The organism is Peribacillus muralis, from assembly GCF_001645685.2.
GTDB lineage: Bacteria > Bacillota > Bacilli > Bacillales > DSM-1321 > Peribacillus > Peribacillus muralis_A.
Map to the genome: position 1 here is coordinate 57,777 of NZ_CP017080.1, position 19,724 is coordinate 77,500.

Below are 19,724 nucleotides of genomic sequence, written 5' to 3' on the forward strand. Positions count from 1 at the left end.
TTTCCCTTCCTACCGACATACACTTGTACAAAATCAGTGGTACTGTGAGGGATGGGAAAATGAGCCAATATAATGATCAGAATGCTGGTTACACAAAGGCAACGACCCAGGAGCATGATGTAACGATGAAAGGTCGCCGTTTACTGGAGATTACCGGTGTCAAGCAAGTGGAAAGCTTTGATAATGAAGAGTTCCTGCTCGAAACGTCCATGGGATTCCTCTCGATACGGGGGCAAAACCTGCAAATGAAGAATTTGGACGTCGATAAAGGCATCGTCTCCATCAAAGGGAAGATTTTTGACCTTGTTTATCTGGATGAGCAATCAGGGGAGAAGGCTAAAGGCTTCTTTGGCAAATTGTTCAAATGACCTTATCGATCCAATTTTATACGTTGCTAGCGATGATTGGCATGGGCAGTGGTTTTGGAGCTGCCCTGGATACGTATAGCCGGTTTCTGAAGCGTTCAGAAAGGAAAAGGTGGATTGTGTTCATCCATGATTTCCTTTTCTGGATCATTCAAGGTCTCCTTATTTTTTATGTTTTATTTTTAGTGAATGAGGGAGAGCTTCGCTTCTATTTATTTTTGGCCTTATTTTGCGGTTTCGCTGCTTATCAAGCATTGTTCAAAGGAGTATATCAGCATTTTTTGGAGTTTTTGATCCGTCTGGTGGTAAAGTTGACAAGATTTATAACCAATTCTGTTCACATGCTGATATTTCTTCCGATAAAATGGGTATTGGTATCCATACTAGCCATTGCCGTGGGATTAGGGAAATTCGCCTTGGCATTGTTAAAATGGGCTGGGAAAATCGTTCTGTTCATTTTAAATATATTCTGGAAGCCGATAAAATGGATGTTGACCTTTATATGGAATTTAATGCCGGTTTTTGTTACGAAAAACGTCGGGAAGTTTTATAATAAAGGAAAAGGGATTTTATTGAAAATAAAGAATTCTATAAGTAGAACGCTGAATGGATGGAGAAATAAAAAGAAATGATGAGAGGAGTGATAAAATATGAGTAGCCTTCGTAAAAGGAAAGTGGCAAAAATAGAAAATGCCTACGTCGCCCAACAAGAGAAAAAAGTACAAACCGTAGAAAAAAAGAAGCGTGGTCTAATGCGCAGACTGACTCTTTATTCAGTTTTTGCGGCTCTCTTTTTAATTTTGGCTGTTACCACCCTCATTACGCAAAATGGTGCACTGGATGAGAAAGTGCAACAGAAGAAGGAAATGCAGGTAAAGCTGGCTAAATTGGAAAATGATGAGACCCTACTTAAAGAAGAAATCGTAAAGCTCAATGACGACGATTATATTGCGAAAATAGCCAGACGAGATTATTTCTTATCGGACAATGGCGAGATCATTTTCACCCTTCCAAAAGGAAAGGAAGATAGTGACTAATATTGACACTGTTTTTTTACTTTCGTTATAATATAGTGTATGAAGAGATTTTTTAACATTTCTAAGGAGGAACATTTTTTTTATGTCAATCGAAGTAGGCAGCAAGTTACAAGGTAAAGTAACAGGCATAACTAATTTTGGTGCATTTGTTGAGCTCCCTCAAGGTTCTACCGGTCTCGTCCATATCAGTGAAGTGGCTGATAATTATGTCAAGGATATCAATGACCATTTAAAAGTGGGCGATACTGTTGAAGTGAAAGTCATCAATGTAGAAAAAGATGGCAAGATTGGCTTGTCCATAAAAAAAGCGATAGACCGTCCTGAAGGTGAGCAAAAACCTGCATACACACCACGTCCGCGCCAAGGAAGAGGGAATGACAGCCGTTCCAAAGACTTCCGCTCAAAAGGTAGTAGTTTTCAGCCAAAGGAAAACTTTGAGCAAAAAATGGCAAAATTCTTAAAAGATAGCGAAGACCGCTTAACGACCCTCAAACGTAGCACCGAAACGAAACGGGGAGGCCGAGGGGGAAGACGCGGATAAACCTGCTGCTGAAAATAATAGTTTAGCAACTTTTCCTGTGAATACTTTCATAGTGTAGATAAAGGCAGGCAGCTTGCTTGTCTTCTTTTAATTGTATAAATGACAAAAAAAAAAGCGCCCCTTCACACTGATTCGGTTAAGTGTGAAGGAGCGCTTTTTTGGCATTTGGATGACCCGTACGGGATTCGAACCCGTGTTACCGCCGTGAAAGGGCGGTGTCTTAACCGCTTGACCAACGGGCCATGAATTAAAGTAAGGATAGCGGCAGAGGGGATCGAACCCCCGACCTCACGGGTATGAACCGTACGCTCTAGCCAGCTGAGCTACGCCGCCATAATGGTAAGTGCTACTGAAGCACAAGTTATATCTTACATTCGTGAAGAAAAAATGTCAATAAAAAAATTAAAGATTGTCCATTTCCGATTTTTGATGATTTATTCAGGTTATTTTCCGCAAAAATAACCTAAAAACTTTGCTTTTCTTCAAAAAAAAGGGAACGCTCGTTTCTGTATTGGGGAAAACGCTACAAAAACCTGTATACAAATGCTTGTTCAAGAAGAATTTCGTCGAACGTTTATCCAATCTTATTTTAAAATTCTGACAAAATATTGACAATGCCCTCTTTATAATAAAAATCACTAATACGAATGGGGTGTTGAAATGGAAAAAGTAGAAAGACCAATGTTGGAACCTCTTGGAGATGTGCAATTAAAAGAAGCGAAGGCAGGGGCCATCAATTGGATTCAACAGCTGCAAATGAAATCGGAGGATATATTCATAAAGAAGGGTATCTCTTTAGCCATTATCGGTTTTTTATTGGGACGAGCATTAATACTATCTCAACTGGCACCATTCGGACTTCCGTTTTTCGCAGCCGTATTCCTCATGAGGCGTGACAGGGCCCCACTAGCACTATTCGGATTGATTGCAGGAGGGCTCACCGTTCACTATTCCAATAGTTTGGTCATATTTGCATCGGCGTTCCTGCTCCTGCTTTTTCATAAGATCAAGAAGCCCGCCGTCGAAGGACAATTCAAGACGATGTCGATGTACGTTTTCGCTTCACTATTCCTGGTCAATCTGGCCGAGCAATATCTGGTGTTCCGAACGATTCAGCTGTACGACCTGATGATGATAGGGGTGGAGGCGGGACTCGCCATGATATTAACCTTGATTTTCATCCAGTCCATCCCGCTTCTGACGATCCGCACAAAATCACAATCATTGAAGACGGAGGAAATCGTCAGTATCATCATCTTGCTGGCATCGGTGATGACAGGAACGATCGGCTGGATGATATATGATCTTTCACTCGACCATATATTCTCAAGATACTTGGTCCTCCTCTTCGGGCTGGCGGGAGGGGCCGCCATTGGCTCCACTGTAGGTGTAGTAACCGGATTGATATTTTCCCTTGCAAGTATTGCCAGCCTTTATCAAATGAGCCTGCTTGCGTTTTCGGGACTGCTAGGGGGATTGCTGAAGGAGGGAAGGAAAATAGGGGTTGCAAGCGGTCTCTTGATCGCTACGTTATTGATAGGTCTGTATGGCGAGGGTTCCAATAATATAATGGTGACACTTTATGAATCTCTTATTGCTGTTGGGTTATTTTTATTGACACCATCATCGATCATCAACAAAATAGCGAAGCATATACCGGGAACTGTCGAGAATTCCGATGAACAGCAGCAATATGCCCGCAAGGTGAGGGATGTTACCGCTCAAAGGGTGGAGCAATTCTCACATGTATTCGAGGCGCTCTCGAATAGCTTTTCCCAGGTCGATGAAAGGGGAAGATTGGAGGAAGATGAAAAAGAATTCGATTACTTTTTAAGTAATGTAACGGAAAAGACGTGTCAGCTCTGTTTCAAGAAGGAACAATGCTGGGCCAAAAACTTTAATACAACCTATGACGGCATGCAGGAAATCATGCTTCAATTAAGTGAAAATAATGGGCAGCTCCCTCAAAAAACTGCAAAGGAATGGGGGAAATATTGCACCCGCGGGCCACAGGTCATTGGGGCGATAGGCCAGGAGCTCACATACTTCGAGGCAAACCAAAAACTGAAAAGGCAGGTGAAGGAAAGCAGGAAACTAGTCGCGGATCAGCTGCGCGGCGTTTCTGCAGTGATGGATGATTTCGCCAAGGAAATTCAAAGGGAAAGGAAAAACCATCATTTACATGAGGAATCCATTATGGAGGCCATTCAGGATTTTGGCCTGCATATCGGTTATGTTGAAATTTATAGTCTGGAGCAAGGGAATGTCGATATAGAGATGAGTGTCCCATATTGTCAGGGCAGGGGGGAATGTGAAAAACTGATAGCGCCCATGCTTTCCGACATTTTAGGCGAAACGATAGTCGTTCATTCAGAAGAATGCGCAACATATCCAAACGGGCAATGTGAGGTGATATTTAGGTCAGCAAAAAAATTCACGGTCGAAACGGGTGTGGCTCATGCTGCCAAGGGGGGAGGGCTTGTTTCAGGAGATAGTTATACGACGATGGAAATCGGCTGCGGCAAATTCGCCATAGCCATTAGTGATGGCATGGGAAATGGGGAAAGGGCCCATTTTGAAAGCACGGAAACATTGAAGCTGCTGCAAAAATTCTTACAATCGGGAATAGAAGAAAAAATAGCCATTAAATCCGTAAACTCCGTTCTATCACTACGCACTACCGATGAAATATTTTCAACTCTTGATTTGGCAATGATCGATCTTCAGGATGCAAAGGCTAAGTTTTTGAAAATCTGTTCGATACCGAGCTTCATAAAAAGGGGAGATAAAATAATAAAAATCGAATCGAGTAACCTTCCGATGGGAATCATCCAGGATTTCGATGTTGATGTTGTATCGGAAGAATTGAAGGCGGGAGACATCTTAATCATGATGAGCGACGGGGTGTTCGATGGGCCCTCACATGTAGAAAATATCGAGTTCTGGCTTAAACGAAAAATCAAGGAAATGGAGACGGACGATCCACAGGAAATTTCTGATTTAATATTGGAAGAAGTCATCCGAACGAAAGGGATCATAGATGATGATATGACAGTGGTAACATCAAAAATAAAACATAATACACCGAAATGGGCTTCCATTCCCGTTTCATCAAAAAATAAAAAGGCTCAGTAGCCGTTTATATAAAGCATATTAGAATTCACAAACGAGGTGATGGATTAGGTGGACGGGTAAAAGGTAAAAAGGTTGAACGCTCAGGGAGCTCTCCCTGAATCTAGTCGATGTGTTTTGCGTATAATATCCCCTTTTTTAGTCAATTATGGTAACAGATTGAAAAGAAGGGAGAGCAAAACATGAAAGCAGGAACATTAAGACAGATTTTGCTTATTACCGACGGATGTTCGAATCATGGTGAGGAGCCATCCGCCATGGCTGAACTAGCAAGGGAGCAAGGCATAACCATCAATGTCATAGGCGTGATGGAAAATGATGTGATTGATGAAAAGGGACTGAAGGAAATCGAGAAGATTGCCGGCTCAGGAGGCGGTGTAAGTCAAATCGTCTATGCCCAGCAGCTGTCCCAGACCGTGCAAATGGTGACCCAAAAGGCAATGACTCAAACCATACAGGGAGTTATCAATCGTGAACTTCAACAAATACTGGGAGATTCCAGTACGATGGAGGATCTCCCGCCGGAAAAACGAGGCGAAGTGATGGAGGTGGTCGATGAGCTTGGGGAAACAAGCAAGCTTGAAGTATTGATCCTTGTAGATACAAGTGCAAGCATGAAACATAAGCTTCCTACCGTAAAAGATTCCTTATTGGACCTTTCCCTCAGTATGAATGCAAGAATGGGTGACAGCCGATTTTCCGTATTCGTATTTCCTGGGAAAAGAAAAGATGTGGAAAAATTGCTGGATTGGACCCCAAACCTTGAAGCCCTGACGGCAACTTTTCCTAAGCTCAGTACGGGCGGGCTCACCCCGACAGGTCCGGCAATTCGCGAAGCATTGACCTATTTCAATAAAAAACGTTCATTGAGGGGATTGTTATCACATGATGATGAACAATACTTTGAGGAATCAATGTAAACTCCTGCCTGGCAGCTCAGTCACTGGAAAGTGGAATAAAAACCAGTACAAAATCATTAAGGAATTGGGGTGTGGCGCTAACGGCATCGTCTATTTGGTTGAAAACGGAAATCGTCATTATGCTCTAAAGCTCAGTGATAATGGGACGTCCATCATATCGGAGATGAATATCCTAAAATCCTTTTCAAAGGTCCAGGGGTCTACCCTTGGACCTTCCTTTTTGGAAGCTGACGATTTCATCAAATCAGGTAAGCAGCTGCCCTTTTATGTCATGGAATATATCCATGGACACGATTTTTTGCGTTTCATTGAAAAAAAGGGAGCGTCGTGGATTGGTGTCTTGATGCTTCAGCTATTGACGAGTCTATCAGCCTTGCATGCTAACGGCTGGGTATTCGGTGATTTAAAGCCCGAGAATTTGATCGTCACTTCACCAGCCTATAAGGTGCGCTGCGTCGATGTAGGGGGAACGACCCTGATTGGCCGATCAGTCAAGGAATTCACGGAATTCTTTGATAGAGGTTACTGGGGACTTGGTTCGAGAAAGGCCGATCCGCAATATGACTTGTTCGCTGTAGCGATGATCATCATCAATTCAGCCTACCCGGGACGTTTCCACAAGAAAGGTGAGGGGTATAGTCAGCTAAATGACTTGATTAAGCAGAAAAAAGACCTGCTCCCTTATAGAAAAATGCTGGATAAAGCGCTGCACGGGAAGTACGACTCAGCGCTTCAAATGAGGGAGGATTTAGTTGCTGTGCTAAGTAAGCAAAGCCACCAGAAAAAAACGGGGACGGTCAGGGCGGCGACGAGTCAGCCTGTGACAAGGCAGGCTAGGAGGTCCCAAAACCATTCCAATAAAAAGAGGGGAGGACTTTTTGAGACTTTCTTACTCGTTGCGATCATATCGATGCTCTATGTTCTTTACATATATGAACAGTTGTTATGATATAGTTAATTAACGAATATCATGAAATAGTTGATACCATTTCATGTTTTGAAACGTATTAACTATCATTACCTGTTCATAAAGAAGGAAGATTGTATGATAAAGGAAAAAGTTCTCAACACTATCTATAGAAATGAATTGATCCAGGAAAAGACGAAATTGGTCGTAGGTGTTTCAGGAGGTCCGGACTCGATGGTCCTTCTGCATATCCTGAAGGAAATCCAACCGCTTTTTCAATACGAAATGATCGTTGCAAGTGTCGACCATATGTTCCGCGGTGAAGAATCATATGAAGATTATCAATATGTCGAGCGAATATGCGCACGATGGGGCATCGCCTTTGAAGGGAAAAGGATCGATGTCCCTGCCCGGATGAAGCTTACGGGGGAAAGCTCCCAAATAACGTCAAGGAAGCTACGTTTTGCTTTCTATGAAGAAGTCATGGATAAGCATAAGGGCGAAACACTCGTGCTGGGACATCATGGAGATGATCAAATCGAAACGATGCTCATGCGTTTAACCAGGGGGGCGACGGGAAAGGCGCGGGCAGGCATTCCCATAAAGCGGCGCTTTCACACGGGCCAGCTGATTAGGCCATTGCTTGAAATCACGAAGTCACAAATCATGGAGTATGCCGATCTTCATGGTATTGAACCGAGGCTCGACCCAAGCAATGATCAAGATACCTATCTCAGGAACCGCTTTAGGCACGAGGTCCTACCATTTTTAAAGCAGGAAAACGGAAAGGTCCATGAGCACTTCCAGCGTTTCAGTGAAGAGCTTTATGATGATGAGGCGTTTTTGTCGAACCTCGTTTCAAGTAAAATGTCCAACGTATGGATCAAGCGGGACGAAAATCAAGCGGTCATTAAGATTGATGAGGTCCTCGCGATGCCTAAACCTTTACAAAGAAGAGCGATTCAACTAATATTAAACTATCTTTATTTGGAGAGACCTTCATCGCTTTCAGCATTACATATTGATCAACTTTTAGTTTTGTTTTTTAATCCTCAACCATCTGCAGAATTGCATCTTCCGGAGGGCTTGATTGCGGAAAAATCATATCAAACTTGCATCTTTCGATTTTTTCGGCAAAAAAGCCAAAAATATTCCCTTAAATTACAAATTCCCGGTGAGACTATTCTTCCGAATGGATATAAGATTAAAGCGCACTATATAAAAGAGGAAATTCCGGCACTTAGGGGAAATCATTCTTTCATACTTCCCGAATCCGCTGTTCGGTTTCCGCTTGCCGTCCGAACAAGGAAAGAAGGCGAACGGATGGCAGTCAAGGGATTGTGCGGCACTAAAAAGTTGAAGGATATTTTCATCAATGAAAAAATCCCGATGCAGGAAAGAAATGTGTGGCCGGTCATCATCGATCATGCGGGGACGGTCATTTGGCTTCCCGGTATAAAGAAATCTGATGTTGAACCGGATATGTTTTCTGATGAAACATCTTTAATCTACTTAGAATATAAAAAAGCTTAATTCTTCATGGGGGGCAATCAATTACAATGACCATGCAAAACGACATTGAAAAAGTGTTAATCACAGAGGAAGAACTTCAAAAAAAAATCAGGGAACTGGGTGCACAGCTTGAGGCTGATTACCAAGGGAAGTTCCCTTTGGCTATCGGAGTGCTGAAAGGCGCTATGCCATTTATGTCAGACTTGCTGAAGCGTGTGGATACACATCTTGAGATGGACTTCATGGATGTTTCAAGCTATGGTAACTCAACAGTATCTTCCGGTGAAGTGAAAATCATCAAGGACCTTGATGCATCAGTGGAGGGCCGTGACATTTTAATCATCGAAGACATTATCGACAGCGGTTTGACACTTAGCTATCTTGCGGAGCTGTTCCGCTATAGAAAAGCTAAATCAATTAAAATCGTTACCTTATTGGATAAACCGACAGGCCGGAAAGCTGATATCACTCCCGATTATGCCGGATTTATCGTTCCTGATGCATTCGTTGTCGGATACGGTCTGGATTTTGCCGAAAAATATCGCAATCTCCCGTATATTGGCATATTGAAGCCTGAAATTTACTCGAATTGATTGTACCTGTCCGAAAGAAAAGACCAGATTAAAACAGCGGTGTTAAATTATTGTAATTCCTTAATTTTGTGTGATAGTATTTACTATAGTTTGTTTACCCGTGGGAGGAGGTAAGGGATGAATCGGATCTTCCGTAATACGATATTTTATTTACTGATCTTTTTGGTCATCATTGGGATTGTAAGCATCTTTAATAATAACAATGAACCAAACGTGAAAATGACCCAAGATGAATTCTATAAGCATTTGGAGAGTGGGGACGTTACATCACTTACGATGCAGCCCGAAAGCAGTGTCTTTGAAATCACTGGTCAGCTCAAAGGTTATGAGGAAAACAAGAAATTCGTGACGTATGTGCCGTTCAGTGAGTATTCGCAAAGCCGGATCAATGACGCTGCAAACAAGCTGGATAAAGACATCATCACTGTCGAGCCTCCAGAAAAGACAAGTGGCTGGGTGACATTTTTCACTTCCATCATTCCATTTGTAATCATTTTTATCCTATTCTTCTTTTTACTTAACCAAGCTCAGGGCGGCGGCGGTGGCCGCGTCATGAATTTCGGGAAAAGTAAGGCGAAATTGTATAATGATGATAAGAAAAAAGTTCGCTTCAATGATGTTGCCGGAGCGGATGAAGAAAAGCAGGAACTTGTGGAGGTCGTCGAATTCCTGAAGGACCCTCGCAAATTTGCCGAGCTTGGAGCCCGCATTCCTAAAGGGGTGCTCTTGGTTGGACCACCTGGTACAGGTAAAACTTTACTTGCACGGGCGGTGGCCGGTGAAGCAGGAACTCCTTTCTTCTCAATCAGCGGTTCTGATTTCGTTGAGATGTTCGTGGGTGTCGGTGCATCCCGTGTTCGTGATTTATTTGAGAATGCTAAGAAAAATGCACCATGTATCATCTTCATCGATGAAATTGATGCAGTGGGACGTCAACGTGGCGCAGGCCTAGGCGGCGGTCACGATGAACGTGAACAAACACTGAATCAATTGCTCGTTGAAATGGATGGATTCGGCGGCAATGAAGGAATCATCATCATAGCTGCGACTAACCGTGCTGATGTATTGGATCCGGCATTATTGCGTCCAGGACGTTTTGACCGTCAAATTACGGTTGGCCGCCCGGATGTCAAGGGCCGTGAAGAAGTGCTTAAGGTGCATGCACGCAATAAACCTTTGGCGGAAACCGTCGACCTGAAAGCGATCGCCCAGCGTACACCAGGCTTTTCCGGAGCCGATCTTGAAAACTTACTTAATGAAGCGGCGCTTGTGGCTGCCCGTCAAGATAAGAAGAAGATTGATATGTCCGACTTGGATGAAGCTTCAGATCGCGTCATTGCCGGACCTGCCAAGAAAAACCGTGTCATTTCCAAGAAGGAACGAAATATTGTCGCATGGCACGAAGCCGGCCATACCATCATCGGCTTGGTTCTCGATGATGCCGAGGTCGTTCATAAGGTTACGATCGTCCCTCGTGGTCAAGCTGGCGGATATGCAGTGATGCTTCCGAAAGAAGATCGTTTCTTCATGACGGAGCCTGAATTGAAAGATAAAATCGTCGGACTTTTAGGCGGCCGTGTATCCGAGGAAGTTACATTCGGTGAAGTGAGTACTGGAGCGCATAATGACTTCCAGCGTGCAACGGGCATAGCTCGCAGCATGGTCATGGAATATGGCATGAGCAAACTTGGACCGCTTCAGTTCGGTAATTCCCAAGGTCAGGTTTTCTTGGGCCGCGATTTCAATAATGATCAGAATTATTCAGATGCAATCGCATATGAAATCGATCTTGAAATCCAACGCATTATCAAGGAAGCGTACGAAAGATGTAAGAAAATCCTTACTGAAAATCGTGAAAAACTTGATTTGGTTGCTAAAACCTTGCTTGAGGTGGAAACACTTGATGCAGAGCAAATCCAAAGCTTATACCACAATGGTAAATTGCCAGATCGCGATTATACCGCTCTGAATGGCAATTTATCGGCTGATGATAATGTCAAGGTGAACATCAATACGAAGAAGGAAGAAAAAGAGGCCCTATTGGATCCATTGGATAAAAGGGGACCTGAGGACCTTGAAATAACGGAGGAAGGGCTTAATACCCCTCCGATCAATGAAGGGGCTCCTCAAGATAAGCCGCTTTCCTTCCCGAACGAAGATGACAATAAAAAGTCTTAATCCGACTAACAGAAAAGGGTATTTCCGCCTCGGAAATACCCTTTTCTTAACCCTTAAATGGTATGGAACGGGACTGGGATTTTTAACGGCATCCGAAAAGTGTGACTAATAGCGTATGAAAAAACAGTGTGGTATGATGTTGGAGAATAATTTACCGGAGTGATGAAACGATGATTTTTGTATTGGATGTTGGAAATACGAATATAGTATTAGGCGTATACGATGAAGATATTCTAAAATATCATTGGCGAATCGAGACTAGCCGCCATAAGACGGAAGATGAATATGGAATGGTCATAAAGTCTTTGCTGCAACATGAAGGCCTTTCGTTTGATCAATTCGATGGAATCATAATCTCTTCGGTAGTTCCGCCAATCATGTTTGCGCTAGAACGTATGTGCAAAAAGTACTTTGGCATAAAACCGCTAATAGTGGGACCTGGAATCAAAACTGGTTTGAATATTAAATATGAGAATCCCCGTGAAGTGGGTGCGGACCGAATCGTCAATGCCGTTGCAGGCATTCAGGAGTATGGAAGCCCTCTCATTATCGTGGATTTCGGCACGGCAACGACATATTGCTATATAAACGAGGATAAACAATACATGGGCGGGGCCATTGCTCCTGGTATTAACATATCTACAGAAGCGCTTTATTCGAAAGCTGCCAAGCTTCCAAGGATAGAAATCAGCCGGCCTGATGGCATCATTGGCAAGAATACGGTTTCGGCCATGCAGGCAGGAATATTATATGGTTATGTTGGACAGGTCGAAGGAATTGTCAACCGAATAAAGGAGCAAAGTAATCTGGAGCCAACGGTGATTGCAACGGGCGGATTAGCAACCTTGATTGCTAATGAGTCCACTGTGATTGATATCGTGGAACCATTTTTGACCTTGAAGGGATTACAGCTCATCTATAAACGTAATCGTGAGCAAGTGAAGAAATAAAGAAAATGTTTGAACAACATGGAAGGAGCGCTATAAAATGAAGGATTATCTAGTGAAGGCGTTAGGATATGAGGGACAAGTTCGCGCATATGCCGTTTCAACAACGGAAACCGTAGGAGAGGCACAAAGACGCCATTATACTTGGCCGACTGCCTCTGCAGCCCTTGGGCGTGCAATGACGGCCGGCGTGATGATGGGCGGCATGATGAAAGGTGAAGAAAAACTTACGATTAAAATCGAGGGCGGAGGACCAATCGGGTCAATCCTTGTCGATAGTAATGCAAAGGGCGAAGTTCGTGGATATGTCACGCACCCACAAACTCATTTTGATTTGAATGAACATGGAAAGCTTGATGTCAGGAAAGCGGTGGGGACGGACGGCCTGCTGACCGTCGTCAAGGATATCGGCCTGCGTGATCACTTCTCAGGTCAAGTTCCGCTTGTTTCAGGGGAATTGGGCGAGGATTTCACATATTACTTTGCCACATCCGAACAGGTGCCTTCTTCAGTGGGTGTTGGCGTCCTCGTGAATCCAGACAATTCGATTCTTGCTGCGGGCGGATTCATCATTCAATTGCTGCCTGGTACGTCTGACGAAACAATCTCCAAAATAGAGAGTCGCTTAAGCACGATCGACCCTGTTTCAAAAATGATTCAACGAGGTTTGACACCGGAAGAGATCCTAACGGAAATTTTAGGTGAGGGCAATGTGGCCATTTTAGAAAAAATGGATGTCGAATTTTCCTGTCAATGCTCAAGGGAGAGAATTTCCAATGCATTGATCAGCCTTGGAAAAGAAGAAATTCGGGATATTATCGAGACAGAGGGTAAAGCGGAGGCGCAATGCCATTTTTGTAATGAAACCTACCAATTCTCGAAAGAAGATCTTGAGGAGCTGGAAGAAGCAACACAAAAATAATTGATGGAGGAAAAGGTCTTGCCTAAACAAAAGCTTAGGGCGATTATTGCCGGCCTTGCCTTGTTGAACCTTTTGACTATCATCATCTTTGTCATAAAACCATTAATCTTCTCTAAATCCGTAATTGGGGAGGAAACGGCCGCCAAGGTTGGATCCAAGGATATTTCCCGGGAAGCATGGATTAATGAGCTTGAAAAGAGATATGGAGAAGACGTACTTGAGGAAATGGTGGATAAAGAGGTAGTGAAGCAGGCAGCAGAAAAATACAAAGTGAAAATTTCTGATAAAGAGATTGATCGTGAACTTAAAATGATGAAGACGATGTATGGAGCTGCGGGTCAGACTCTTAATAAAAGCACCGATCAGTTGAGGCAGGAAGTTCAATCGAGCCTCCTGCTCGAGAAGCTGCTCACCAAGGACGTTTCTGTCTCAGGAGCCGTCATGGAGAAATATTATGAAGAAAATAAGGACGTCTATCGGATTCCCACCACGTATCATATATCCCATATAACCACGTCTACGAAAAAGCAGGCGGAAAGAATCAGGCATGAATTGGAGAAAGGGGTCTCCTTTGAGGTGTTGGCTATGGAAAAATCCCTGGATGAATTCACCGCCAATCAGGGTGGTGATATGGGGTATATATCACAGGCTAACGAGCAGGTTCCTAAGGAATACATTGAAGCAGCAGAAAAATTACAAGCCAATAAGTGGAGTGAGGCAATCAAGACGGAGGATGGCTGGGCCGTTCTTTATCTTCATGAAAAAATTAAGGGCAAACAGTATAAATACGAGGAAGTTAAAGATAAAATACACCGCCAAATAGCTCTTGAACAGATTCAGGCACCCGTTTCGGGAAAGATCTTCTGGGACGAATTTGATGTAGAATGGTTTTATGGATCGAAGGAACAAAAGTAGGTCAATCGATATGTAAGAAAATTTAGAATATAATAGATAATCATTGACAACGAGCTAATTAAACTGGTAACTTTAAACTATTAAAACCAACAAAAATACTCGGTATTAAATGATGAGGAGTGGGAAAAATGGCACGTATAGCTAATTCTGTTATCGATTTGATTGGGCAAACACCTATCGTGAAGTTAAACAAGCTTCAACAGGAAAATAGTGCGGATATTTATTTGAAACTTGAGTACTTTAATCCGGGCAGCAGTGTAAAAGACCGCATCGCACTTGCCATGATCGAGTCAGCGGAGAAAAAAGGTATCCTTAAGTCGGGTGATACGATCATTGAACCTACTAGTGGAAACACAGGTATCGGACTTGCGATGGTGGCGGCAGCGAAAGGCTATAAAACGATCCTTGTTATGCCGGAAACGATGAGCCTGGAACGCCGTAATTTACTACGTGCTTATGGAGCGGAATTAGTCCTTACGCCTGGACCGGAAGGAATGAAGGGTGCCATCGCTAAGGCGACTGAGCTTTCCAAAGAAAAGGGGTATTTCATTCCACAGCAATTCGAGAATGAAGCCAATCCTGAAGTTCATCGCAACACTACTGGTCCTGAAATCGTCGAGGCATTTGGTGATGAAGGTCTGGATGCTTTCGTAGCAGGTATCGGTACAGGGGGGACGATAACGGGTGCGGGTGAAGTCCTGCGTGAGAAATACCCTGATATCAAGATTTACGCAGTTGAACCTGCGGATTCTCCTGTATTATCCGGTGGGAGCCCGGGACCGCATAAAATTCAAGGTATCGGTGCTGGGTTTGTCCCAAGTATTTTGAATACAGACCTCTATGACGAAATCATTCAAGTCAATACTGAGGAATCATTCGATTACGCCCGCCGTGCAGCCAAAGAGGAGGGAATCCTTGGTGGGATTTCTTCCGGAGGTGCCATTGCAGCGGCCATTAAAGTGGCTGAAAAACTGGGAAAAGGCAAAAAGGTCCTAGCGATCATTCCTAGTAATGGAGAACGTTACTTAAGCACACCGCTATATAACTTTGAATAATATTTGCGTTGAACGAGAAGCGAAGTCCCTTGGGGGGCTTTGCTTTTTTTTTTGCCAAAGTCCATAGGCGGATGGGTTATCTTCGGTGATGGCTTGCACTATGCGTGTGTAAATGGTTACACTCATATATATAGAATTCTTTAGGCGGAGGAGTACGTTGGATGTCATTAGCTGGAGCGTCAAAACTTATATGCGGTTCATTTGAATTGGATTACAGCAAGAAAACCTTAATTATGGGTATTTTGAATGTTACGCCGGACTCGTTCTCGGATGGAGGGAAATATAATCGGGTGGATGCGGCCTTGAAGCATGCGGAGCGGATGGTGAAAGACGGGGCGGATATTCTGGATATAGGAGGTGAGTCCACCCGTCCTAATTATGAGAGGATATCGGATGATGAGGAAATAGAAAGGGTTGCCCCGATCATTGAGGCCATTTCCCGGAATATTGAAATACCGATATCGATTGATACATATAAATCAAAGGTTGCCCAAGAGGCTGTGAGGGCGGGGGCCCATATCTTAAATGATATTTGGGGAGGCAAAGCCGATACATTGATGGCAGAGGTTGCAGCGGAATCTGGTGTGCCCATTATTTTGATGCATAATCGGGATAATATGGAGTATGGTCATTTCGTTCGGGATGTGTTTCAGGACTTATACGAAAGCATCATGATTGTAAAGCGTGCTGGCGTCAAGGAAGAAAATATCATCCTCGATCCAGGCATCGGGTTTGCAAAAGACTTAAAATTCAATTTGGAAATGATGAGGAATCTTGATAAGCTTGTAGCATTAGGCTACCCCGTCCTGCTTGCGACCTCCAGAAAGTCCATGATCGGTCACGTTCTGGATCTACCTCCAGAAGAACGGATGGAAGGGACTGCCGCTACAATCTGCCATGGTATTCAACAAGGCTGTCAAATGGTTCGGGTGCACGATGTAAAGGAAATGGCACGAACTGCAAAGATGATGGATGCACTTTTAGGAAAAGGTGATGGAATTGGATAAGATATTTGTCAATAAAATGGATTTCTATGGGTATCATGGTGTTTTCCCTGAAGAAACGAAGCTTGGTCAGCGTTTTAAAGTCGATCTGACCGTCGAGACCGATTTAGCCAAGGCGGGAAAGAGTGACGATCTAAAGGACTCGATAAACTACGGAGAGTTATATGAATTGTGTAAAGGCGTGGTAGAGGGGGAGCCTTTTAAGCTAGTGGAGGCTGTTGCTGAAAAGATTGCTTCTGAACTGCTTCAAAAATATCCATCAATAGATAACTGCACGGTCAAGGTGTATAAACCGGATCCTCCGATAGCGGGACACTATGACTCGGTTGCAATAGAGATTGTGAGAGGACGCTGACACTGTGTTAAATATTGCTTACCTATCAATAGGATCGAACCTGGGCAATCGTCTCGATACATTCGAGAGGGCTTTCCAATTATTTACTGAAAATCCGCATATCAGGTTGACAGGCTGCTCTTCATTTTATGAAACGGATCCAATCGGATATGCTGATCAGGACTGTTTTTTAAATGCTGTGCTTAAGGTGGAAACCGACTTGCAGCCAGAAGAGTTACTTCGCGTTTGTATGCAAATCGAACAAAAATTAGGGAGAAAAAGGGAATTGAGGTGGGGTCCCCGTACTTTGGACCTTGACATTTTGTTATATAATCATGAAACTATTGAGACAGAGATTCTTTCGGTCCCGCACCCCCGTATGCACGAGAGGGCGTTTGTTATCGTGCCTTTAATGGAGGTGGACCCTAGTATCAGGATTCCGCACATGCATGCACCATTGAGCGACCTGCTTGAACAGATTCCGGATAAAGAAGGAGTTCGATTATGGAAGGTGAAAAATGGGGAAGGCGCATTCGCGCTTTTCGAAAGTTAAAGGGTTATACCCAGGAAGGCTTTGCGAGGGCAATAGGTGTTTCCGTTTCGTTGCTGGGAGAAATAGAAAGAGGGAACCGCATCCCTTCTGAGGCATTTTTAATGGAAGTGGCGGATATCCTTCATGTGTCCATTGAGGAGCTTCAGCCTCCAGAGGATAAATGAAAGAATGTTATGGGAGGTAACCCGTGTTAAAAATAGGCGATATAGAAATGAAAAATCCGGTAGTGCTAGCGCCGATGGCGGGAGTCTGTAACTCGGCATTCCGCCTGACGGTCAAGGAGTTCGGTGCTGGTCTAGTATGTGCGGAGATGGTCAGTGACAAGGGAATTGTACTCCAAAATGCCAGAACGATGAATATGCTGTATATAGATGAAAGGGAAAAGCCGTTAAGCCTGCAAATCTTTGGCGGGGAAAAGAAATCGCTGGTGGAAGCTGCACAATTCGTAGATAAGAATACTACCGCCGACATCATTGATATCAATATGGGATGCCCTGTTCCAAAAATCACAAAATGTGATGCAGGGGCGAAATGGCTTCTTGATCCGAATAAAATTTATGAAATGGTTTCTGCGGTTGTTGATGTTGTCGAAAAGCCTGTAACCGTGAAAATGCGCATTGGCTGGGATGAAGAGCATGTGTTTGCGATTGAGAATGCTCAGGCAGTTGAACGCGCAGGTGGTAAAGCCGTTTCCATGCACGGGAGAACCCGAGTGCAAATGTATGAAGGCCAAGCTAACTGGGACATCATTCGTGAAGTGAAGAAAGCGATCAATATTCCCCTTATCGGGAATGGAGATGTGGAATCCCCGCAAGATGCTGAACGCATGTTGAAGGAAACTGGAGTTGACGGTGTCATGATCGGCCGTGCAGCTTTAGGTAACCCATGGATGATTTACCGGACCGTTAAGTATTTGGAAACCGGTCAATTGATGGACGAACCTTCAGTTCGTGAAAAGATGGATGTTTGTGTACTTCACATGGATCGCCTTATTGCACTGAAAAATGAAAACGTCGCTGTTCGTGAAATGCGTAAACATGCTTCTTGGTATTTAAAAGGTGTTAAAGGAAATGGTAATGCCCGTAAAGGGATTAACGAATGTGAAACAAGAGAAGATGTCGTGAGACTTCTTTATGGATTGGTCGATGAAATCGAAGCGAAGGAAATGAACATTCAAATGGTCTGATGTTGACTTCGCCTTCCTAATTTCCTATAATACGCATATCTTAAGCTGCCAGTAATCTGGCAGTTTTTATATATACATAACGAAGTTTTTAAGATAAAAAGCTGTTGAATTCCTGTACTTTATGTAAGAATAAATACGTATGCAAAAGAAATTTTGATCAATTATATAAAGCTTTTATTAATAAAGATGGAGATGATTTTCGTGAGTCATGAAGAATTGAATGATCAATTGCAAGTAAGACGCGATAAAATGCAGGCAATGATTGATAATGGACAAGATCCTTTCGGGAGCAGATTTGAGCGCACTCATAGCACCCAGGAGTTAGTTAGAGCATATGGTGAGTTTGAAAAGGAAGACCTTGAGGAAAAGAAAATCGAGGTTACCATTGCCGGCCGTGTCATGACCAAGCGTGGAAAGGGGAAAGCGGGATTTGCCCACATTCAGGACATTAGCGGCCAAATCCAAATCTACGTTCGTTTAGATAACATAGGTGAAGAGTCTTACCAGATTTTTAACCAAACAGATCTTGGCGATATAGTTGGCGTCACAGGTGTGATTTTCAAGACGAAGGTTGGGGAGCTTTCCATTAAAGCGAATGACTATGCCTTCCTTTCTAAAGCGCTACGTCCGTTGCCTGATAAATTCCATGGACTAAAGGATGTAGAAGAACGTTATCGGAAACGTTATGTGGATTTAATTACTAATGAAGAAAGTAAAAACACGTTGATCATGCGCAGCCGTATAGTTCAAGCCATGAGGCGTTATTTGGATGATCACGGATACTTGGAAGTGGAAACGCCGCTATTGCACTCCGTTGCTGGGGGAGCTGCTGCACGTCCTTTCCTAACTCACCATAACGCTTTGGATATGCCTTTGAATTTAAGGATAGCCATCGAGCTTCATTTGAAACGCCTAATCGTAGGCGGATTGGAAAAGGTTTATGAGATTGGCCGTGTTTTCCGTAATGAAGGAGTATCAACTAGGCATAATCCGGAATTCACATTGATCGAATTGTACGAGGCCTATGCGGATTACAAGGATATCATGAGTTTAACGGAAAATTTGATTGCCCACATTGCCCAAGAAGTTTTGGGTACGACCACTATTCAATATGGTGAACATGAAATAGTGTTAAAACCGGAATGGAAACGACTTCACATGGTCGACGCTGTAAAGGAATATACGGGTGTGGACTTCTGGGCCCGCATGAGTAAAGAAGAAGCGCAGCAGCTCGCTAAAGAGAATGGGATAGAAATTAAGGACTCCATGGAGTTTGGTCATATCGTGAATGAGTTCTTCGAACAAAAGGTGGAAGACAAGTTAATTCAGCCTACCTTCATTTATGGACATCCGGTGGAAATTTCCCCGTTAGCTAAGAAAAATCCGGAAGATGCCCGTTTCACCGATCGTTTTGAGTTATTCATTGTGGGCAGGGAGCATGCGAATGCCTTTACGGAACTTAATGACCCGATTGATCAGCGTCAACGCTTTGAAGCTCAATTGAAAGAACGGGAGCAAGGCAATGATGAAGCGCATGAAATGGATGAGGATTTCTTGGAAGCTTTAGAATACGGAATGCCACCGACTGGCGGATTGGGGATTGGTGTTGACCGCCTGGTTATG

The 19,724-nt window shown here is 43.5% G+C and carries 20 protein-coding genes and 2 tRNA genes (1 of these 22 only partly in view); 20 read left to right on the forward strand and 2 right to left on the reverse strand.

Annotated features, from left to right (window positions below):
• Window positions 1–59: 59 nt before the first annotated feature.
• The 4 genes from yabP (at window position 60) to ABE28_RS00315 (ending at window position 1,943) form a co-directional block, all read left to right on the forward strand.
• A complete protein-coding gene (gene yabP / locus ABE28_RS00300) occupies window positions 60–368 on the forward strand; it encodes a sporulation protein YabP (protein WP_064462605.1) in 309 nt (102 codons plus the stop codon).
• The gene (gene yabQ, locus ABE28_RS00305; RefSeq protein ID WP_064462606.1) at window positions 365–997 is read left to right on the forward strand and encodes a spore cortex biosynthesis protein YabQ; all 633 of its coding nucleotides are present in this window, start codon (window positions 365–367) and stop codon (window positions 995–997) included. The genes yabP and yabQ overlap by 4 nt, the downstream gene beginning before the upstream one ends.
• Before the next feature lie 18 nt (window positions 998–1,015).
• On the forward strand, window positions 1,016–1,402 hold the full coding sequence (locus tag ABE28_RS00310; protein ID WP_064462607.1) for an FtsB family cell division protein: 387 nt from the start codon (window positions 1,016–1,018) through the stop codon (window positions 1,400–1,402).
• 82 nt (window positions 1,403–1,484) lie between these two features.
• Window positions 1,485–1,943 carry a S1 domain-containing RNA-binding protein gene (locus ABE28_RS00315; RefSeq protein WP_064462608.1) on the forward strand — a complete coding sequence of 153 codons (459 nt, stop codon included), beginning with the start codon at window positions 1,485–1,487 and terminating at the stop codon, window positions 1,941–1,943.
• A gap of 170 nt (window positions 1,944–2,113) precedes the next feature.
• On the opposite strand, the gene ABE28_RS00320 is transcribed toward ABE28_RS00315, so the two are convergent.
• Window positions 2,114–2,185 (reverse strand) — tRNA-Glu (locus ABE28_RS00320).
• Between the two features lie 17 nt (window positions 2,186–2,202).
• Window positions 2,203–2,276: transfer RNA gene (locus tag ABE28_RS00325), tRNA-Met, on the reverse strand.
• Between the two features lie 327 nt (window positions 2,277–2,603).
• Between ABE28_RS00325 and spoIIE the strand changes: the two genes are divergently transcribed.
• From spoIIE to lysS, 16 genes are all read left to right on the forward strand, one after another.
• Window positions 2,604–5,078: a stage II sporulation protein E gene (gene spoIIE / locus ABE28_RS00330; RefSeq protein ID WP_064462609.1), complete on the forward strand. Its 2,475-nt coding sequence runs from the start codon at window positions 2,604–2,606 to the stop codon at window positions 5,076–5,078.
• A 179-nt stretch (window positions 5,079–5,257) separates the two neighbouring features.
• Window positions 5,258–5,995, forward strand: coding sequence for a VWA domain-containing protein (locus ABE28_RS00335; RefSeq protein ID WP_061144013.1), 738 nt, complete (start codon window positions 5,258–5,260; stop codon window positions 5,993–5,995).
• Window positions 5,961–6,944 (forward strand): protein kinase domain-containing protein, encoded by a 984-nt coding sequence (locus ABE28_RS00340; RefSeq protein WP_373921311.1) that lies wholly within the window; start codon window positions 5,961–5,963, stop codon window positions 6,942–6,944. Before ABE28_RS00335 ends, ABE28_RS00340 begins: the two co-directional genes overlap by 35 nt.
• A gap of 96 nt (window positions 6,945–7,040) precedes the next feature.
• Window positions 7,041–8,435 (forward strand): tRNA lysidine(34) synthetase TilS, encoded by a 1,395-nt coding sequence (gene tilS, locus ABE28_RS00345; RefSeq protein ID WP_064462610.1) that lies wholly within the window; start codon window positions 7,041–7,043, stop codon window positions 8,433–8,435.
• Window positions 8,436–8,467: 32 nt separating this feature from the next.
• Window positions 8,468–9,007, forward strand: coding sequence for a hypoxanthine phosphoribosyltransferase (gene hpt / locus ABE28_RS00350; RefSeq protein WP_064462624.1), 540 nt, complete (start codon window positions 8,468–8,470; stop codon window positions 9,005–9,007).
• Between the two features lie 117 nt (window positions 9,008–9,124).
• Window positions 9,125–11,185: an ATP-dependent zinc metalloprotease FtsH gene (gene ftsH, locus ABE28_RS00355; protein WP_083231906.1), complete on the forward strand. Its 2,061-nt coding sequence runs from the start codon at window positions 9,125–9,127 to the stop codon at window positions 11,183–11,185.
• Window positions 11,186–11,355: 170 nt separating this feature from the next.
• On the forward strand, window positions 11,356–12,135 hold the full coding sequence (locus tag ABE28_RS00360) for a type III pantothenate kinase (protein ID WP_064462611.1): 780 nt from the start codon (window positions 11,356–11,358) through the stop codon (window positions 12,133–12,135).
• A gap of 37 nt (window positions 12,136–12,172) precedes the next feature.
• A complete protein-coding gene (hslO, locus tag ABE28_RS00365; RefSeq protein WP_064462612.1) occupies window positions 12,173–13,054 on the forward strand; it encodes an Hsp33 family molecular chaperone HslO in 882 nt (293 codons plus the stop codon).
• An 18-nt stretch (window positions 13,055–13,072) separates the two neighbouring features.
• Entirely contained in the window at window positions 13,073–13,969 is an 897-nt protein-coding gene (locus ABE28_RS00370) for a peptidyl-prolyl cis-trans isomerase (protein WP_064462625.1), read from the forward strand.
• A 128-nt stretch (window positions 13,970–14,097) separates the two neighbouring features.
• Window positions 14,098–15,024, forward strand: coding sequence for a cysteine synthase A (gene cysK, locus ABE28_RS00375; protein WP_064462613.1), 927 nt, complete (start codon window positions 14,098–14,100; stop codon window positions 15,022–15,024).
• Between the two features lie 161 nt (window positions 15,025–15,185).
• Window positions 15,186–16,031, forward strand: coding sequence for a dihydropteroate synthase (gene folP, locus ABE28_RS00380; protein ID WP_064462614.1), 846 nt, complete (start codon window positions 15,186–15,188; stop codon window positions 16,029–16,031).
• Window positions 16,024–16,383 (forward strand): dihydroneopterin aldolase, encoded by a 360-nt coding sequence (folB, locus tag ABE28_RS00385; RefSeq protein WP_064462626.1) that lies wholly within the window; start codon window positions 16,024–16,026, stop codon window positions 16,381–16,383. Before folP ends, folB begins: the two co-directional genes overlap by 8 nt.
• A 4-nt stretch (window positions 16,384–16,387) precedes the next feature.
• Window positions 16,388–16,915, forward strand: a complete 528-nt coding sequence (folK, locus tag ABE28_RS00390; protein ID WP_064462615.1) for a 2-amino-4-hydroxy-6-hydroxymethyldihydropteridine diphosphokinase — start codon at window positions 16,388–16,390, stop codon at window positions 16,913–16,915.
• Window positions 16,867–17,079 carry a helix-turn-helix domain-containing protein gene (locus ABE28_RS00395; protein WP_064462616.1) on the forward strand — a complete coding sequence of 71 codons (213 nt, stop codon included), beginning with the start codon at window positions 16,867–16,869 and terminating at the stop codon, window positions 17,077–17,079. The genes folK and ABE28_RS00395 overlap by 49 nt, the downstream gene beginning before the upstream one ends.
• Window positions 17,080–17,102: 23 nt before the next feature.
• Window positions 17,103–18,101 carry a tRNA dihydrouridine synthase DusB gene (dusB, locus tag ABE28_RS00400; protein ID WP_064462617.1) on the forward strand — a complete coding sequence of 333 codons (999 nt, stop codon included), beginning with the start codon at window positions 17,103–17,105 and terminating at the stop codon, window positions 18,099–18,101.
• 192 nt (window positions 18,102–18,293) lie between these two features.
• Window positions 18,294–19,724 carry the 5' portion of a lysine--tRNA ligase gene (lysS, locus tag ABE28_RS00405; protein WP_167353373.1) on the forward strand. The gene runs 63 nt beyond the window's last position, so the window shows 1,431 of its 1,494 coding nt (coding positions 1–1,431); its start codon is at window positions 18,294–18,296; the stop codon falls past the right edge of the window.

Bases quoted from the DNA above. Each gene is read 5' to 3' on its own strand.
- yabP (WP_064462605.1), top strand. From the start codon at position 60: ATGAGCCAATATAATGATCAGAATGCTGGTTACACAAAGGCAACGACC.
- yabQ (WP_064462606.1), top strand. From the start codon at position 365: ATGACCTTATCGATCCAATTTTATACGTTGCTAGCGATGATTGGCATG.
- ABE28_RS00310 (WP_064462607.1), top strand. From the start codon at position 1,016: ATGAGTAGCCTTCGTAAAAGGAAAGTGGCAAAAATAGAAAATGCCTAC.
- ABE28_RS00315 (WP_064462608.1), top strand. From the start codon at position 1,485: ATGTCAATCGAAGTAGGCAGCAAGTTACAAGGTAAAGTAACAGGCATA.
- spoIIE (WP_064462609.1), top strand. From the start codon at position 2,604: ATGGAAAAAGTAGAAAGACCAATGTTGGAACCTCTTGGAGATGTGCAA.
- ABE28_RS00335 (WP_061144013.1), top strand. From the start codon at position 5,258: ATGAAAGCAGGAACATTAAGACAGATTTTGCTTATTACCGACGGATGT.
- ABE28_RS00340 (WP_373921311.1), top strand. From the start codon at position 5,961: ATGATGATGAACAATACTTTGAGGAATCAATGTAAACTCCTGCCTGGC.
- tilS (WP_064462610.1), top strand. From the start codon at position 7,041: ATGATAAAGGAAAAAGTTCTCAACACTATCTATAGAAATGAATTGATC.
- hpt (WP_064462624.1), top strand. From the start codon at position 8,468: ATGCAAAACGACATTGAAAAAGTGTTAATCACAGAGGAAGAACTTCAA.
- ftsH (WP_083231906.1), top strand. From the start codon at position 9,125: ATGAATCGGATCTTCCGTAATACGATATTTTATTTACTGATCTTTTTG.
- ABE28_RS00360 (WP_064462611.1), top strand. From the start codon at position 11,356: ATGATTTTTGTATTGGATGTTGGAAATACGAATATAGTATTAGGCGTA.
- hslO (WP_064462612.1), top strand. From the start codon at position 12,173: ATGAAGGATTATCTAGTGAAGGCGTTAGGATATGAGGGACAAGTTCGC.
- cysK (WP_064462613.1), top strand. From the start codon at position 14,098: ATGGCACGTATAGCTAATTCTGTTATCGATTTGATTGGGCAAACACCT.
- folP (WP_064462614.1), top strand. From the start codon at position 15,186: ATGTCATTAGCTGGAGCGTCAAAACTTATATGCGGTTCATTTGAATTG.
- ABE28_RS00395 (WP_064462616.1), top strand. From the start codon at position 16,867: ATGGAAGGTGAAAAATGGGGAAGGCGCATTCGCGCTTTTCGAAAGTTA.